Raw genomic sequence first — 15,924 nt, forward strand, 5'->3', positions numbered from 1 at the left:
GAGCGCTCGGTGACGGCGTGTCCGCACGCACAGGCCGTCGCCGGGCTCCATCCGAGGAGCACCCGTGGGTGACACCCATCGCATCCGGTTCGAGCCGGTCGAACTGGAGATCGAGGCGGCCGAGGACGAGACGATCCTCGATGCGGCATTCCGCCAAGGCGTTTCGCTGATGCACGGCTGCCGCGAGGGGCAATGCTCGGCATGCAAGTCGTTCCTGCTCGACGGCGATATCCAGATGGATCGCTATTCGACCTTCGCACTCGCCGACTACGAGAGCGAGGAAGGGTATGTGCTGCTGTGCAAGTCGCATGCCTACAGCGACTGCGAGATCGAGCTGATCAATTTCGACGAGGACGAACTGCGCAATGCCGTTCCGCTGCAACAGTTGCGCACCAGGATCATCGGATTGACCCACCTGACCCACGACATCGTGTCGCTGGAGGTCGAGCTGATCGAGCCTGCGGCCTACGTCTTCAAGCCGGGTCAGTATTCGGATGTGCTCATCCCGGGCACCGAGGAACATCGGTCGTTCTCCATGGCGACCACGCCGACCGAGTCCGCCCGGGTGCAGTTCCTCATCAAACGCTATCCGGGCGGCCGCTTTTCGGGCCTGCTCGGCGGCGGGCTCGGGATCGGCGACGAGTTGCGGCTGCGCGGGCCGTACGGGTCCTTCACCCTCAAGAAGGATTCCGAGCGCGACATCGTCTGCATCGGCGGCGGGGCCGGGATGGCACCGATCCTGTCCCTGCTCCGTCATCTCGTCGAAATCGGCAGCAGCAGAAGGGTGCACTACTACTACGGCGCGCGCACCGCCGCGGATCTGTTCTACGTCGACGAGATCCGCGAACTCGGCAGCACGCTGCCCGGATTCGTCTTCCTCCCCGCACTGTCGGAGCAGACGACGGCGGACTGGGCCGAGATCGGCGTCGCCGATGGCGATTTCGGCTTCGTCACCGATGTGGTCGACCGGCGCGAACCCGACCTGTCCGAGGCCGAGATCTACCTGTGCGGGCCGCCGCCGATGGTCGATGCCGCGCTGGCGCTGCTCGACGGCAAAGGCGTTGCCAGGGAACGCATCCACTTCGACAAGTTCACCACGACGATTCCGCAGACCTGATTCCAGAGAAAGAGAGACCTCACAATGAGTGCACCCACCGCTGACCCAGCGGCGAAGCCAGGGCGCAGTTTCCCCAAGCCGGTATTCACCGACGCCGAGGCAGGAGCCCTGGAGTTCCCCAGTTCGACGAGCCGCTCCTACAACTATTTCAAGCCCGCCAAATTGCGCGCGACGACATACGAGGACGTGACCTTCGATGTGCAGCCCGACCCGGCCCGGCATCTGAGCCAGGGCTGGATCTACGGCTTCGGCGACGGGCCCGGCGGCTACCCGCAGGAGTGGACCGCGCTGAAATCCAGTGACTGGCACAGGTTCCGCGACCCGAACGAGGAGTGGGAACAGACGATCTACCGCAACAACGCCAACGTGGTGCGCCAGATCCAGCAGAACCTGGACAACGCGAAGCTCGCCGACGCGTACGCGTCGTGGTCACCGGCGTGGGCGACGTTCATCGAGCGCGATCTCGGCGCCTGGATGCACGCCGAGCACGGCCTCGGCCTGCACGTGTTCACGGCGGCGCAGCGGTCGGCGCCGACCAACATGATCAACAATGCCGTCGCGGTGAACAGCGCGCACAAGCTGCGTTTCGCGCAGGATCTCGCGCTGTACAACCTGGATCTCAGCGAATCCATCAGCGGCTTCGACGGTTCCGCGCACCGCGCGGTGTGGCACACCGATCCGGTCTGGCAGGGCGTGCGGCGCAACGTCGAAATGCTCACCGCCGCAGGTGATTGGGCCGAGGCGCTGTTCGCCACGAACATCGTCTTCGAACAGCTCGTCGGCGTCCTGTTCCGCAGCCACCTGATCATGCAGATCTCGGCACGCAACGGCGACTACGTCACGCCCGCCCTGGTCGGGTCCGGCGAGAACGACTACAACCGCGACCTCGGCTACACCCGCGCGCTGTTCTCGTTGCTGACCCGCGATGAGACCCACGGCACCGACAATCGTGTCGTGCTCGCCGGCTGGCTGGCGAAGTGGGTGCCGCTGAGCGTGACCGCCGCGCGTCAACTGCAGCCGATCTGGTCGCATCCGCAGGAACGCACCATCCCCTTCGTCCAATCGTTCGAAGCCGCCAAGGAAGGCCTGCGCAGCGCGCTCGCCGACCTGGATATCGACCAGCCCGAGGAGCTGAACCGATGAGTACTGCAATGGAATTCGGCACCGGCGTCGGATCGTCGAACATGTGCGGCGTCACCCTGATGAACAACCAGAACGGCTACGTCGTCGCCGACGTGATGGCCGACAAGGACGGCGTCGACATCATCGAGTACCCGTCGATGATCCGGGTCGACGGCCACAAGGTGCTGACGTTCGACTTCGCCGAGATCACCGACGCGCTCGGCGCGCCGTTCGGACTGTCCGATTTCGAGGAGATCATGTCCACCCACTACGGGCGGATGGTGCATTTCGACGACCGGACCATGTTGTTCGCCAACCCGGAGGACGCGGCCGAGTACATCGGCTTCGACCTCAAACCCGTTCCGTAACAAAGATACTCAGCCCGCAAGAACGACAACGGAGCACCACATGTACGAGAAGGATGGCGAGAAGTACTTCATCGTCGACGGCCACATCCACTTCTGGGACGGCGGACCCAGCAATCAGAAGAACCGGTACGGCAAGGGATTCACCGAGTGCTTCTACGACTATCACCGGAATCTGTCACCCGCCGACGAGGTGTGGACGCTGGACAAGTTCGGCAAGTACACCGAGGCCGACCTGATGCACGACCTGTTCGAGGTCGGCTACGTCGACAAGGGGATCTTCCAGCCGACCTACCTGACCGACTTCTACATCGACGGATTCAACACCACCGAGCGCAATGGTGCACTTGCGGAGAAACATCCGGACAAGCTGATCACCAACGGGTCGTGGGATCCGCGTGACGGCGAGGCGGGCCTCGACCGACTGGAGGCGCTGCAGCAGCGCTGGAATCTCCAGGGCGTCAAGCTCTACACCGCCGAATGGAAGGGCGAATCCAAGGGCTACAAGCTGACCGATCCGTGGAGCTACCGGTACCTGGAGAAGTGCGAGGCACTCGGGATCCGCAATATCCATATCCACAAGGGCCCCACCATCTACCCGCTCAACCGCGACGCCTTCGATGTCGCCGACGTCGACGATGTCGCGACCGCCTTCCCGAATCTGAACTTCATCATCGAGCACGTCGGTCTCCCCAGGCTCGAGGACTTCTGCTGGATCGCGACCCAGGAACCGAACGTCTACGGCGGGCTCGCGGTCGCCATGCCGTTCATCCACACCAGGCCGCGCTATTTCGCGCAGATCATCGGCGAGCTGCTGTACTGGCTCGACGAGAACCGGATCACCTTCGCCAGCGACTACGCGATCTGGAAGCCCGCCTGGCTGATCGAGAAGTTCGTCGACTTCCAGATCCCGGAGGACATGCAGTCCGAATACGGCACGCTGACGACCGAGGTGAAGAAGAAGATCCTCGGGCTCAATCTGGCCAGACTGTACGGCTTTTCGGTGCCGGGCGAGGCGCTGCCCGCGACGGACGGGCATTCGGCGCCGAGCGCGGTACCGGCATGACCACGGCGACCCGGCCGGAGACGATCGCCGCCGGTGTGTGGGCCGCGCTCGACTCCGTGCGTGACCCGGAACTCGACGAGCCGATCACGACGCTGCGGTTCGTCACCGAGGTCAGGATCGCCGACGACGGCGCGGTGCACGTCCGGTTGCGGCTGCCCGCCTATTTCTGCGCACCGAATTTCGCGTACCTGATGGTCGCGGATGCGCACGATGCGGTCGCCGCCGTGCCCGATATCACCGCGGTGACCGTGGAATTGGCGGATCACTTCGCGGCCGAGCAGATCAATGCCGGTGTCGCGCACGGGTCGGGATTCACCGGGAGCTTTCCCGGTGAGGCGACCCGCGAGCTGGACGAGCTGCGGACGACGTTCCAGTGCAAGGCCTATCTGGCGGCGCTCGAGCGGGTGGTCCGTCGACTGTCTGTGGCGGGCCGCATGACGAATCCATTGCAGCTGACGCTCGCCGACGTCCCCGACGGGATGCCGCGGACGTCGCTGGCACGCAGGCGCGCGGCGATCGGCCTCGGGAACGACTCGGACGCAATGCTGCTCGTCGACGAGCGGGGCACGCCATTGCAGTCCGGTGAGCTGGCGATCCGGTTGCGCTACGCCCGCGCGGTCCGGGTCAGCATCGAGGGCAACGCACACTTCTGCCGCGGCCTGCTCGAAACGCGCTACGGCGAAACCACAAGCACCACAACCTATGAGAACGGAGCAGCGCAATGAGGGCCGTACAACTGGCCGCCTACGACTCGAAGCCAGAACTGGTCCAGGTCCCCGACCCGGTGATCGAGTCGCCGCTCGACGTGATCGTGAAGATCGGCGGCGCCGGTGTGTGCCGCACCGACCTGCACATCATCGAGGGCCAATGGGAGCAGAAGACCGGCGTGGCACTGCCGTACACGATCGGGCACGAGAACGCGGGCTGGATCGAGGCATTGGGGCCCGCAGTGACCGGGCTGCAGGTCGGCGACCCGGTGATCCTGCATCCGCTGATGACCTGTGGGCTGTGCCGTGCCTGCCGGGCCGGTGACGATGTCCATTGCGCCAGTTCGCAATTCCCCGGCATCGACACCAACGGCGGCTACGCCGAGTATCTGCGGACCAACGCGCGCGCGGTGGTGAAGCTCGATCGGTCGCTGGTCCCTGCCGACGTCGCCGCGCTGGCCGATGCGGGTCTGACCGCCTACCACGCCGTCGCCAAAGCGGCTCGCGCGCTGCGTCCCGGCGACAAGGCGGTGCTGATTGGCGCAGGCGGCCTTGGGCATATCGGAATTCAGGTGTTCGCCGCGCTCTCGGCCGCGGAGATGATCGTGGTCGACCGCTCGCTGGAGGCGCTGGCGCTCGCCGGTGAGCTCGGTGCGCACCACACCATCCAGGCGGACGGCAACGAGGCCGCCGCCGTCCTCGAGCTCACCGGCGGCAACGGCGCCGAAGCGGTGATCGATTTCGTCGGCGAGGGCGGTGCCGTCGAGGCCGGTGTCGCGATGCTGCGGCGCGCGGGCAACTACTACGTCATCGGCTACGGCGGCGTGCTCTCGGTGCCGACCATCGACATCATCTCCACCGAAATCAATTTCATCGGCAACCTGGTCGGCTCCTACAACGACCTTGCCGAGCTGATGGTGCTCGCCGCGCAAGACCGGGTGCGGCTGCACACCTCGCGCTACCCGCTGCACGACTTCGCGACCGCGCTGAGCGATCTCGACCAGGGCAGAGTCCGCGGCCGGGCGATTCTCGTTCCGTAACAACACACTTCGATTCATTGGCAAAGGTGCGTGCGACATGGCCAAAGAACTGCGCTTCGGCGCGAATGCCAGGGGGCTGCTCGAACAGGGGGTGAACGCCGTCGCCGACGCGGTGAAGGTGACGCTCGGTCCCAAGGGCCGCAACGCGGTCCTGGAGAAGCTGACCGGGGCGCCGACCATCACCAACGACGGCGTCACCATCGCGAATCAGATCCAGCTGCGAGATCCGTTCGCCAACATGGGCGCTCAGCTGGTGAAGGAGGTGGCGACCAAGACCAACGGGGTGGCGGGCGACGGCACGACGACCGCGACCGTGCTCGCCCAGGCGATGGTGCGCGAGGGTTTACGCGCCGTCGAGGCAGGCGCGAATCCGATTCAGCTGAAACGCGGTATCGAACGGGCCGCCGACGCGGTGGTCGAGGTGCTGCGCGCGCGCAGCCGTCCGGTCACCGCGGAGGCGGAGCTCCGGCACGTCGCGATGCTGTCGGCGAACAACGACACCGAGATCGGCGACGTGATCGCCGCCGCGCTGTCCAAGGTCGGGGTACACGGTGTGGTGAGCGTGGAAGAGTCGCCGCAGCTCGGGCTCTCGCTCGACTACATCGACGGCATCGAGTTCGACCACGGTTATCTCTCACCGTATTTCGTGACGGACAAGGATCGCATGGAGGCCGTCCTCGACGACGCCTACGTCCTGCTGACCAACCAGAAGATCACCACCGTGCAGACGTTGATGCCGGTGCTGGAGCAGGTGCAGCGCACCAAACGGCCGCTGGTGATCCTCTGCGAAAACATGGACGGGCCCGCATTGAGCATGCTGGTGACCAACAACGTGCACGACACGTTCCGATCGGTGGTCGTGCGCGCACCCGGCTTCGGGCATCGCCGCGTCGCCGAGTTGGAGGACCTGGCCGCGCTGCTCGGCGGCACCGTGGTGAGCGCCGATTCCGGTGTGGCACTGGAGAATGTGCGCATCGAACATCTCGGTCGCGCGCGCAAGGTGACCGTGACCGAACGCGGGACGACGCTCGTCGACGGCGCGGGCGCGCCCGCGGACGCGACGGCGCGCATCGCCCAGCTCGGGCGGGAACTCGCCCGCACCGACAACGAGCACGATCAGGACAACCTGAAGCTGCGCATCGCCCGGCTGTCCGGCTCGGTGGCCGTGGTGCGCGTCGGTGCGGCCACCGATGTGGAGCTCAAGGAGAAGCTGCACCGGGTGGAGGACTCGTTGTCGGCCACCAGGGCCGCGATGGAGGAGGGCGTGGTCGCGGGCGGCGGCACCGCGCTGCTGCAGGCACAACCGACCCTGGACCTGCTCGAGCTCACCGGAGACGCCGCCGAGGGCCGCGACATCGTCCGGCGTGCGGTCGAGGAGCCGCTGCGCTGGATCGCGGTCAATGCCGGCTACGACGGCGACGAAGCCGTCGCGCAGGTCACGAAACTGCCTGTCGGACAAGGCTTCAACGCGCTCACCGACGCGTACGTCGACATGTTCGACGCGGGCGTCATCGATCCGCTGAAGGTGACCCGCTCGGCACTGCGCAGCGCAGCCTCCATCGCCGCACTGCTGCTGACCACGGAAACCCTGATCGTCGAGGAGATCATGGTGAACCCGGGCTCAATCATCGCGCCCGGCTTCGGCGACCTCGCCGAGGGCCTGGTTCGCCCCTCCAACATCTACTGACCGTTCGATAATGAGGTGCTCGCAACGCGCGCCGCCGACCTCATACCTCGCGCGATTCTATTGCCGACATCATGTGCGCGATAAGGTATTCGAGGGCGTGGGCCAGCCAGCCCCAGCCGTGCAGGATGCCCGAGATCAGGGTGGCGGTGAGGGTGCGGTGATGGTCGGGCTGCGGCTTGGCGGTATCGACCGGCTCTGTCGAACTCGTCCGCGGCGCGGCGGCGACCGGCGGAGTTTCCGGGACCGGGTCGACAGCCGCTTTTTCGTCCTCAGCACGGGTTCGGCTCTCGACCGAGTCCGGTATGTCCGGCGTCGAACTGGCCGGCGGCGGTAATGCGAACAGGCCGCCGGATGTTCCCGAAGGCGTGCTGAGGTGATTCGGTGTCGGCTCGCCACCCGGCAACGCGTCATGGTTGACGGCGATAAGAGTGGTGAACAACGCGGCTGTCGAGATCATCGTCACCCGCGTTGCCATGTCTGGCTTTCGTGGTGCGCGGTGCTTACCCATCGACTACTTTCCATCGAACTCTCTTGGATTCGAGAGCTTAAGGCAATCAACCGGCCACAAACAGAACTGTAAGCGCTCCTACACAGCGGTGAATCCGTTCCCTTCCGAACGCGCCCTTACCCGATACTTTGGATGAAGTCTCAATATTCCGCCGCCAATATTGGTCGTCCGAACGAAAATCACAGCACATTCGCAAGGGCAGATTTTCAATAACGAAGGCAGGCTTATAACTTGGCGCGCTCAGGCGCGATCGAGGTCGGGTTCGAGGTAGATGACGTCGGTGCTGGGGACGGCGGCGCGGACGCGGGCCTCGGCGGCATCGATGGCGGCAGCGACCGCGTCGATGGTGAGGCCGGGGCGGACGGAAACCTTGGCGGCAATGAGGAGTTCGTCAGGGGCGAGATATTCGGTGCGCAAATGGATTACGCGATCGATGATGGTGCCGTCGACAAGGTTGGCGCGGATCGCGAGGTCTTCGGCGGAGGTGGCGCCCTCGCCGATGAGCAGGCTTTTCATCTCCACGATGAGGATGATGGCGATGGCGCCGAGGAGGATGCCGATGGCCACAGTGCCGACGCCGTCCCAGCGCGCGTCGCCGGTCAGCACCGTCAACCCGACGCCGCTGAACGCGAAGCCGAGACCGATCAGCGCGCCGGTGTCTTCCAGCAGCACCACCGGCAGTTCGGGATTGCGCGAGGCGCGAATGAAATGCCACCAACTGCCGCGCCCTTTGAGCGGCTGGGATTCTCGCCGGGCGGTAAGCAGGCTGAAGGTCTCCAAAACCATGGCGATCACCACGATGACGATCGCGACGACGGGTGAGCTGAGCTCCTCCGGGTGACGGATCTTGTCGACACCCTCGAGGACGGCGAACAGCGAACCCATGGTGAACAGCACCAGCGCGACGACGAACGAATAGAAGTAGCGGTTGCGGCCGTACCCGAACTGATGCTTTGTGTCCGGCGGGTGCGCGGCGCGGCGCTTGCCGACCAGCAGCAGCCCTTCGTTGGCGGTATCGGCCAGCGAGTGCATCGCCTCGGCCAGCATCGACGACGACCCGGTCAGCGCCGCGCCGACGAACTTGGCGAGGGTGATACCGGCATTGGCCGCGAGCGCGGCCAAGATCGCGGTCGTACTGCTGCCACCAGAGGACATGGACGCCAACGCTACCTGCGCTTTCCTGCTCAGTGACGCAGCACGGTTCCGTGCGTCACGTCGGCACGTGCGACGGCCTGCACGAATCCACTCAGATCCAGCCCTTGTCGCGGGCTTTGAGTGCCGCCTCGTAGCGGTTGGCGACACCTAGTTTGGCCATCGCGGACGACAGGTAGTTGCGGGTGGTGCCCGGTGAAAGATGCGCGCGGCGCGCGATGTCCTCGACGGACGCGCCGTCGAGGGCGTATTCGAGGACATCGGCTTCGCGGGCGGTGAGGACGGTGTCGCCCGCGCTGATCGCTTCCGCAGCCAGCTCGGGGTCGACGTAGCGACCACCGCCGTTGACCGTGCGGATCACCTCGGCGAGGGTGGCGGCCGAGGTCGTCTTCGGGACGAAACCGCGCACGCCCGCGGCGAGTGCGCGTTTGAGGTAGCCGGGCCTGCCGTGGCTGGTGACGATCAAAGTGCCCGCGCCGGGGGTGAGTTGCTGCAGTTCGACGGCGGTCTCGATGCCGTCGATGCCGGGCATCTGCAGATCGATCACCGCCACCGCGGCAGGCCCACCGCTGTCGCGGTGCCGCCGCCACGCGGCGAGGAGTTCCTCGCCGGAGCCGACATGGTCGACCACCTCGATGTCGGCTTCCAGACCGAGCATGGTCGCCATGGCGGCGCGGACGAGCGTTTCATCGTCGGCGAGAAACACCGGAATCATTTCTTCTCCCAACGAATTTCGAGGATGAACTGCTCGGGCGACGCGAGCACGTCGAGGGTTGCGCCGATGGCCGCGAGCCGCTCGGCCAGTCCGCGGAGCCCGGAACGTTCGCCCGGCGTGCCGTGCGGACCGTCGTTGCGCAGGGACATCCCGGCATCGCCGAGCGCGAGCGTCGCCGTGGTCGCCGACGAGTGCTCGACGATATTCGTCGTGCCCTCGCGCACCACCCAGGCGGCGACCTCGTGAAATCGTGCCGGCACCTTGGCCGGGTCCCCTTCGAGCACGAGCCGGCAGCCCACCGCCGAGAGCAGCGACCGCGCACCGGCCACCTCGGCGGTCAGGTCGATACCGCGATAGCCGCGAACCAGTGTGCGCATCTGCCCCATCGACTCGACGGCGAGCGCCTTCACCTCGGTCATCTCCGCGGCCGCGCGCTCGGCGTCGCCGGATCGCGAAAGCATCGCCGCGAGTTCGCTTTTCACCGCGATCGCGGAAAACCCGCGGCCGACGACGTCGTGCAGGTCCCGCGCGAAGCGCAATCGTTCCTCGGCTACCTGCAATTCGGCTTCGACGGCCTTCGCCCGGTCCAGCTCCTCGACGACCCGCAATCCCCACAGCGTGAGCAATGTCGTTGCGACGACGAAACTTCCGGAAACGAAGGTGACCACCGCGGTGCCGATGCCCCCGCGCAGCGTCGTGCCGAAGGCGAGGCCGGTGATCAGGCTGAGGCCGAGCACGATCCACCACTTGTGCCGGATGAACGGCACGACCGTGAACACGGCGAGCACCGCGGTATAGATGCCGACCAGCCGCGCTTCGTCGACGGTCGACTTGCTCGCCGCGACTCGGGCGACCACCGCGTAGGCGAGCCACACCGCGGTCAGCATCCCGACGGCGGCAGGGAGTGCCCACCGCCGCGACACCAGACCCGACGACACGGCGAAGTCGGGTTGGGCCTCGACTGCCACGAAACCCGCGATCCCGGCGACCACGATCCCGAACACCGACCACGGCGAATGCGCGGTGATCGCCATGACAGCGATCACCGCGACGACTCCGGCCTGCAAGGTGTATCGGGTGTAGAGCCGGAACTTGGCCGGACCCGACAGCCCGCGCCACCACGAGGTCAGGCGGCTCAACCCCGGTCGTCCCAGCGGAAACTCGTGCGGGTCAGCGCGAGCGCCAGGACTGTCCATATCGCCAGTGTGGCAAACGGTCGGCCGAGTTCGGTGCAGGTGCCCGCGAAGTCGAGCGCCGCATCTGCGGTGGAGCTGGTCGCCAGCTTGCCGGACGCGCCGAGCGACATCAGGTCGGACACTGCCGCGAACGGGGTCCAGTCGGCCAGATCGGCCAACCGATCAGGCAGCACCTTGCGGATGGACGCGAGGCCGAGCATCGCGATCGTCATCACCGGAAGCGAGGTGATCTGCGCGGCCTCGGCGTTCTTGGTGACCGCGCTGGTGGCGAGAGCGAGCAGGGAGAACAGCACGACACCGCCGACAAGTGCGAGCACGATCGCGAGGGGGTTCACCGGGGCAGGCGTCCCCGTGCCGTAGACCACCGCGGTGACCACGACGGTGCAGGCCAGCGTCACCACGGCACCGGGAACGGCGGGCGCGAGCTGGATCTGCCAGTCGGCGGCCTCGCCGGTGCGCAGCCGCTTCAAGACCCCTTCGCTGCGGCGCGTGGTGACCATCGACAGCACCGAGTAGTACTGCACGAACAACAACGCGAGCAGGGCGAGCAGCTCGAAAGTCACTGCCGCCGTTGCCGTTGTCGGCGCCGCCTGGCGCATCGCGATGACATGGACGGCAACCGGTATGCCGACGGGGAACAACGTCGCCATATAGACCAGCGTCTTGTTGCGCCGGAATTGGAGCCATTCCGCCTTGGCCAATGCGGCGAGCGGGCGGCGGTGGAAGCGGGTGGCGGGTGCCGCGGTCGTGGTCATCGACTTGCTCCGATCAGTTCCTTGGTGGCCGCCGACGCGTCGGCCGATTCGCTGGCGATGTCGAGGAACACCGACTCGAGGGAAGCGGCGCGCGCTTCGAGCCCGCTCAACAGCACGCCGTGTTCGCGCGCCCAGTCGAGCAGTGCGAACAGATGCCCTTGCAGGTCATAGGTGCTGACCGTGACGCGAGCCTGCGCATCGATGTTGGCGTCGCGCAGGTGCGGCAGCGGCAGTCCTGGATGGTCGAAGACGATCCGCGCCGGATGGTCGTCGACGATTTCGCGCAGTGTGCCCGTGCGCACGATCTCGCCCTTGTGCATGATGGCGATCCGGTCGGCCAGCGCCTCGGCCTCGTCCAGATAGTGCGTCGTCAGCACCATGGTGACGCCGGACGCCTTCAGGTCGGCGAGCAATCGCCAAGTGCCGCGGCGGCTTTCGGGATCCAGCCCGGTGGTCGGCTCATCGAGGAACAGCAACCGGGGCTGGCCGAGCAGCGCGCATGCCATGTCGACACGACGCTGCTCACCGCCCGACAGCGAACCGACTCGGACGTCCGCGCGATCGACCAGATCGACCTGTTCGAGGACGATGTCGGCGGTTGTCGGATTCGTGCAAGTCCCCCGCCACATCTCGAGTGTCTCGCGCACGGTCAACTCGGCGGGCAGTCCACCCGACTGCAACATGATGCCGACCTGCGCCCTGACCTGCTCGCGGTCCCGTCGCGGGTCGAGGCCGAAAACCTCGACGGCGCCCGACGAAGGGGCTGCCAGCCCTTCGAGCATGTCGAGCGTCGAGGTCTTGCCTGCACCGTTCGTGCCGAGCAGTGCGAAGACCTCCCCCTCGACGACCCAGAGGTCTACTCCTTTGACCGCCTCGAACGCGTCCTTGCCGTGCCCGTAGGTCCGGCGTAGACCGTGGGCGGTGATGACATCGCCAATCCTGTTCATGCGTTCTACGATCGCGGCCACCGGGGTCGGCCAGTAGTACGCGCAGTCACCGAATCGCGATGACATACCCATGATTTCGCGATGACAAATGTCATCGGTCGAGCCACTCACGCACTGCCGGAGCGCCCTGGGCTCGGCTGCGACCGTTGGTCCCCACCGATGACCGCAGCCGAGCCAGGAGTAGCAACGTAGCAAACCGGTTCCAGTCGGAACTAATCGGCAAACCATGATCTAGATCACAGTGGCGGCGCACCGCGCTCGGCTGGGCGCGCTCAGCGCCTTGTGCTGCGGAGTGGTCAGTCGTCGACCTGAGCGCGAACGTAGGCAAGATTCGCGCGCATGCCGTTCGCCCATTCCTCCAGGCGCCGCGCGACGATCCTGCCCTCGAGTTCCGGGCTGGCGACGATCGCCGGAGTCAGACCCGATGGGCCTGGGCCCATCCGGCCCCACTGGCGCACGATCACGCCCTCGCGAGCAGGGTCTATCTCGAAACCCCAGGTGGCACTGATGCCGCCGTCATAACCGAAGACGTTCCACACCCAGCGGCGTTCCGGCTCGACTTCGACGACCTCGCAGACGGTTTGCCATTCGCCGAATGCGGAGTGCCGATTGTGGCCGCGGAAACGCGCGCCGGGCTCGACCCGGTCGACGGCGCCTTCCCATGCGACGGATTCCAGTTCGTCGGAGCAACGCGCAGGCAGTTCGATATCGGTGACCAGGGCCCACGCGATTGCCGGGTCACACGGGATCCGTTCCGCCACTTCGACGGTGGGACAGTCGCGATAACGCACGGCACCTCTTCCCTTACGCTTCGATCAGCATGATCTATACGCTATTGCATAGCACATAGAGCAGTGACCGGTTCCGGTCCATCATGCCGAGGAGGCCCCATGCGTATCGGTGTTCTGCTCGAACCGCGCCTGCCCGGTGCGGTCGAGTTCGCGGTGGCGGCGGAGGCGGCCGGGGCCTCGTCGCTGTGGGTCGCGGAGGTGTGGAGCTACGACGCGCTGACCGGGCTGGCCTATCTGGCGGCCAGAACCTCGTCGATTCGCTTGGGGACGTTCGTAGTTCAGCTCGGTTCACGCACGCCGGCGCTGCTGGCGACCTCCGCGCTGAGCATGCACGAGCTGTCGGGCGGCCGGTTCGACCTCGGCATCGGCGTGTCCGGACCACGGGTCATGGAGGGATGGCACGGCGTCCGGTTCCGCAAGCCGGTGCAGACGACGCGGGAGACCATCGAGATCATCCGGACGGTGAGTCGGGCGGAACGCCTCGAACATGCCGGAGCGATCTATCCGCTGCCGCTCCCCGACGGACCGGGCCGGGCACTGCAGCCCATGGTCCGCGCCGCGCATGTGCCGATCTACAACGCGGCCATGGGCCCGCAGAACCTGCGACTCACCGGCGAACTCGCCGACGGCTGGCTCGGCAACGCCTTCATCCCCGAGGCGGCCGAGGTGTTCCTCGATCCGTTGCGGGACGGCGCGATTCAGGCCGGACGAACGCTGGCCGACCTCGATCTGGTCGCACCGGTCGCCGTCGAGATCACCGAGGACGAGCAGGCGACGGCACGGGCGATCGACAAGCACGCCGAAGGCTACGCGTTCACCATCGGCGCGATGGGCGTCGGCGGGCGCAACTTCTACAACGACGCGTTCACCCGGCTCGGCTTCGGCACCGAGGTCGAGAAAGTCGTGCAGCTGTGGCAATCCGGCGACAAGGATGCCGCGCACCGTGCCGTTCCGCGCGAACTCGGCGAACTCACCAACCTGCTCGGCACACCCGAGCGGATCGCCGAGCGGCTCCGTCGGTATCGGGCTGCCGGGATCACCAGCCTGCTCGTCAAACTCGACGGCGACTACGCGCATCAACTGTCGACCTTGCGGCAACTGATCGCGATCGAGGCTCGCGCCATCTAGGCGTCGAAGACGCGGACGGACAGGTCGGCGGCAGTGACGGCGGGCCAGCCGGGGTCGCCGGTCTTCGAGAAAGCGACCCAGGCCGCGTGCATCTCGTCCGCGACCGACTGTGCGGGATTCGGACCGACCAGATCGGGTGCGGCGGCGAGGGTGTCGAAGACGAACGGCAGCTCCAGCGCGTGGAACGCGCCGAGATCCTGATCGACGCGACGCCAGGCGAATTCGTAGGCGAACGCCGGTGTGCCGGTCGCCGCCTGCGCCTGCGCCAATTGCCTTGCGGGCGTGCGGAACGCCTTATCGGTGAGAATGGCGGCGAAGAGGTCGCCTGCCGAATCCTGGGGGCGTGCCGCCGCATACGGCTCGATGGCGGTGGCGTCGAGCCCGTACCGTCCGAGCACGTACGGCAGGGCGTGTGTTGTCAGTGCGGCGGCAATGCCGGTGGGGACGATGAACAGCCGGAATTCCTCGCTGGTATTGCCGATCAGGAGCGAAATCCCGCGCGCCGCACCGGCGGTCACCGCATCGATGGGCCGTTCGTGCAGCACGATGTCGTCGATGACGGGGAACATGAGCATTGACGACAGGCCACCGGTGACCACCGAGGCGCCCCAGCGGGCCGGGTCGGTGTGCACCAGGAAATCCCCGATCGCCTTCTCCTGCGCGGCGAGCAATGCATCCGAATCGACCTGCGCGAATTCGGCGGCAGTAGGGCCGATCCCGAGCGTCTTGCCGATTTCCACGGACACCATGCGCGCGTCGACCTCGGTCGCGGCGACCTCACCGTTGCCGCTTTGCATGACCGCTTTGGCGAACAGGCCGGCCGAGCCCGGGGAGGCGAGCAGGGCGGCGATGCTCATCGCGCCCGCGGATTCGCCGAACACGGTCACGTTGTTCGGATCGCCGCCGAAGCCGCGAATGTTCTCCTGCACCCAGGCCAGCGCGAACTGCTGATCGAGCAGACCGCGATTGGACGGCGCACCGTCGAGCACCGCGAATCCCGCTGCGCCGAGCCGATAGTTGATCGACACCAACACCACGCCGTCACGGGCGAACGCGGCACCGTTGTAGGCGGGCAACGCATTCGAGCCGCGGGTGAACGCGCCGCCGTGTATCCACACCATGACCGGCAGCCCGGACCCACCCGGATCCGGCGTCCAGACATTGACGTTGAGGAATTCCGCGCCCGGCACGGTCTGCTCGCCGAAAATGGCCGCGAGTGGCGGCGGATACGGCGACTGCGGGCAGCTGCCGCCCAGCTCCACGGCCTCGCGCACCCCGTCCCACGGCGCCGCAGGCCGCGGCGCCTGGAACATCGCCGCCCCCACCGGCGCCGCCGCATACGGCACACCCAGAAAAGCACTGATCCCGTTGACAGTCCGGCCGCTGATCTTGCCACCCGACACCGCGACGACAGGCTCCATCGCCACTCCTCACATCCCGACGTCGCCGACTCACGCCAGCCGATCACCCTCCTGTCTACCGCGTCCGGACTGCCGATGCGCCGGAAAGGTCACATCTGTGCGCACCATCTCTTCGACCGCGCACGACCACCCCAATCCAACAGACCGGTCGCATGAGAATTCCCGCGGATGCGACCGACAGGTATCGCGCACCATTTCTCGAAGCAG

General features: G+C 66.5%; 16 protein-coding genes. 8 read left to right on the forward strand and 8 right to left on the reverse strand.

Translation table 11 applies throughout. The features are described from left to right. Window positions 1–64: 64 nt before the first annotated feature. From NA11_RS26360 to groL, 7 genes are read left to right on the forward strand one after another with little or no spacing between them, the layout of a single operon-like run. Complete coding sequence (locus NA11_RS26360; RefSeq protein ID WP_069164693.1) at window positions 65–1,117, forward strand: 2Fe-2S iron-sulfur cluster-binding protein; 1,053 nt, start codon at window positions 65–67, stop codon at window positions 1,115–1,117. A gap of 24 nt (window positions 1,118–1,141) precedes the next feature. After that, entirely contained in the window at window positions 1,142–2,260 is a 1,119-nt protein-coding gene (locus tag NA11_RS26365) for an aromatic/alkene monooxygenase hydroxylase subunit beta (protein ID WP_069164694.1), read from the forward strand. Then, the gene (gene mimD, locus NA11_RS26370) at window positions 2,257–2,607 is read left to right on the forward strand and encodes a propane 2-monooxygenase effector subunit MimD (protein WP_069164695.1); all 351 of its coding nucleotides are present in this window, start codon (window positions 2,257–2,259) and stop codon (window positions 2,605–2,607) included. Before NA11_RS26365 ends, mimD begins: the two co-directional genes overlap by 4 nt. Before the next feature lie 40 nt (window positions 2,608–2,647). Then, complete coding sequence (locus NA11_RS26375; RefSeq protein WP_069164696.1) at window positions 2,648–3,670, forward strand: amidohydrolase family protein; 1,023 nt, start codon at window positions 2,648–2,650, stop codon at window positions 3,668–3,670. Further along, entirely contained in the window at window positions 3,667–4,395 is a 729-nt protein-coding gene (locus NA11_RS26380) for an iron-sulfur cluster assembly protein (RefSeq protein WP_069164697.1), read from the forward strand. The genes NA11_RS26375 and NA11_RS26380 overlap by 4 nt, the downstream gene beginning before the upstream one ends. Continuing rightward, complete coding sequence (locus NA11_RS26385) at window positions 4,392–5,417, forward strand: NAD(P)-dependent alcohol dehydrogenase (protein ID WP_069164698.1); 1,026 nt, start codon at window positions 4,392–4,394, stop codon at window positions 5,415–5,417. The genes NA11_RS26380 and NA11_RS26385 overlap by 4 nt, the downstream gene beginning before the upstream one ends. Window positions 5,418–5,454: 37 nt before the next feature. Beyond that, on the forward strand, window positions 5,455–7,104 hold the full coding sequence (gene groL / locus NA11_RS26390) for a chaperonin GroEL (protein WP_069164699.1): 1,650 nt from the start codon (window positions 5,455–5,457) through the stop codon (window positions 7,102–7,104). 40 nt (window positions 7,105–7,144) lie between these two features. Here groL and NA11_RS26395 read toward each other — a convergent pair whose 3' ends face one another. The 7 genes from NA11_RS26395 to NA11_RS26425 form a co-directional block, all read right to left on the reverse strand. Beyond that, entirely contained in the window at window positions 7,145–7,579 is a 435-nt protein-coding gene (locus NA11_RS26395; protein WP_069164700.1) for a hypothetical protein, read from the reverse strand. Between the two features lie 273 nt (window positions 7,580–7,852). Further along, a complete protein-coding gene (locus NA11_RS26400; protein WP_069164701.1) occupies window positions 7,853–8,767 on the reverse strand; it encodes a cation diffusion facilitator family transporter in 915 nt (304 codons plus the stop codon). Window positions 8,768–8,858: 91 nt separating this feature from the next. Then, window positions 8,859–9,479: a response regulator transcription factor gene (locus NA11_RS26405; RefSeq protein WP_069164702.1), complete on the reverse strand. Its 621-nt coding sequence runs from the start codon at window positions 9,477–9,479 to the stop codon at window positions 8,859–8,861. Then, entirely contained in the window at window positions 9,476–10,675 is a 1,200-nt protein-coding gene (locus NA11_RS26410) for a sensor histidine kinase (RefSeq protein ID WP_245746180.1), read from the reverse strand. Before NA11_RS26410 ends, NA11_RS26405 begins: the two co-directional genes overlap by 4 nt. After that, window positions 10,615–11,430, reverse strand: a complete 816-nt coding sequence (locus NA11_RS26415; protein WP_069164704.1) for an ABC transporter permease — start codon at window positions 11,428–11,430, stop codon at window positions 10,615–10,617. Before NA11_RS26415 ends, NA11_RS26410 begins: the two co-directional genes overlap by 61 nt. Then, on the reverse strand, window positions 11,427–12,377 hold the full coding sequence (locus tag NA11_RS26420) for an ABC transporter ATP-binding protein (RefSeq protein ID WP_069164745.1): 951 nt from the start codon (window positions 12,375–12,377) through the stop codon (window positions 11,427–11,429). Before NA11_RS26420 ends, NA11_RS26415 begins: the two co-directional genes overlap by 4 nt. Window positions 12,378–12,673: 296 nt before the next feature. Further along, the gene (locus NA11_RS26425; protein ID WP_069164705.1) at window positions 12,674–13,168 is read right to left on the reverse strand and encodes an SRPBCC family protein; all 495 of its coding nucleotides are present in this window, start codon (window positions 13,166–13,168) and stop codon (window positions 12,674–12,676) included. Between the two features lie 99 nt (window positions 13,169–13,267). On the opposite strand from NA11_RS26425, the gene NA11_RS26430 reads away from it, so the two are divergent. Next, window positions 13,268–14,296: an LLM class flavin-dependent oxidoreductase gene (locus NA11_RS26430; protein WP_069164706.1), complete on the forward strand. Its 1,029-nt coding sequence runs from the start codon at window positions 13,268–13,270 to the stop codon at window positions 14,294–14,296. Here the strand turns inward: NA11_RS26430 and NA11_RS26435 are convergent. After that, window positions 14,293–15,717 (reverse strand): carboxylesterase/lipase family protein, encoded by a 1,425-nt coding sequence (locus NA11_RS26435; RefSeq protein WP_069164746.1) that lies wholly within the window; start codon window positions 15,715–15,717, stop codon window positions 14,293–14,295. The genes NA11_RS26430 and NA11_RS26435 overlap by 4 nt on opposite strands. Between the last annotated feature and the right edge of the window lie 207 nt (window positions 15,718–15,924).

Origin of the sequence: Nocardia altamirensis NBRC 108246 (assembly GCF_001612685.1) — a bacterium.
Classification (GTDB): Bacteria; Actinomycetota; Actinomycetes; order Mycobacteriales; family Mycobacteriaceae; genus Nocardia; species Nocardia altamirensis.

Bases quoted from the DNA above. Each gene is read 5' to 3' on its own strand.
- NA11_RS26365 (WP_069164694.1), top strand. From the start codon at position 1,142: ATGAGTGCACCCACCGCTGACCCAGCGGCGAAGCCAGGGCGCAGTTTC.
- mimD (WP_069164695.1), top strand. From the start codon at position 2,257: ATGAGTACTGCAATGGAATTCGGCACCGGCGTCGGATCGTCGAACATG.
- NA11_RS26375 (WP_069164696.1), top strand. From the start codon at position 2,648: ATGTACGAGAAGGATGGCGAGAAGTACTTCATCGTCGACGGCCACATC.
- NA11_RS26380 (WP_069164697.1), top strand. From the start codon at position 3,667: ATGACCACGGCGACCCGGCCGGAGACGATCGCCGCCGGTGTGTGGGCC.
- NA11_RS26385 (WP_069164698.1), top strand. From the start codon at position 4,392: ATGAGGGCCGTACAACTGGCCGCCTACGACTCGAAGCCAGAACTGGTC.
- groL (WP_069164699.1), top strand. From the start codon at position 5,455: ATGGCCAAAGAACTGCGCTTCGGCGCGAATGCCAGGGGGCTGCTCGAA.
- NA11_RS26395 (WP_069164700.1), bottom strand. From the start codon at position 7,579: ATGGCAACGCGGGTGACGATGATCTCGACAGCCGCGTTGTTCACCACT.
- NA11_RS26400 (WP_069164701.1), bottom strand. From the start codon at position 8,767: ATGTCCTCTGGTGGCAGCAGTACGACCGCGATCTTGGCCGCGCTCGCG.
- NA11_RS26405 (WP_069164702.1), bottom strand. From the start codon at position 9,479: ATGATTCCGGTGTTTCTCGCCGACGATGAAACGCTCGTCCGCGCCGCC.
- NA11_RS26410 (WP_245746180.1), bottom strand. From the start codon at position 10,675: ATGGACAGTCCTGGCGCTCGCGCTGACCCGCACGAGTTTCCGCTGGGA.
- NA11_RS26415 (WP_069164704.1), bottom strand. From the start codon at position 11,430: ATGACCACGACCGCGGCACCCGCCACCCGCTTCCACCGCCGCCCGCTC.
- NA11_RS26420 (WP_069164745.1), bottom strand. From the start codon at position 12,377: ATGAACAGGATTGGCGATGTCATCACCGCCCACGGTCTACGCCGGACC.
- NA11_RS26430 (WP_069164706.1), top strand. From the start codon at position 13,268: ATGCGTATCGGTGTTCTGCTCGAACCGCGCCTGCCCGGTGCGGTCGAG.
- NA11_RS26435 (WP_069164746.1), bottom strand. From the start codon at position 15,717: ATGGAGCCTGTCGTCGCGGTGTCGGGTGGCAAGATCAGCGGCCGGACT.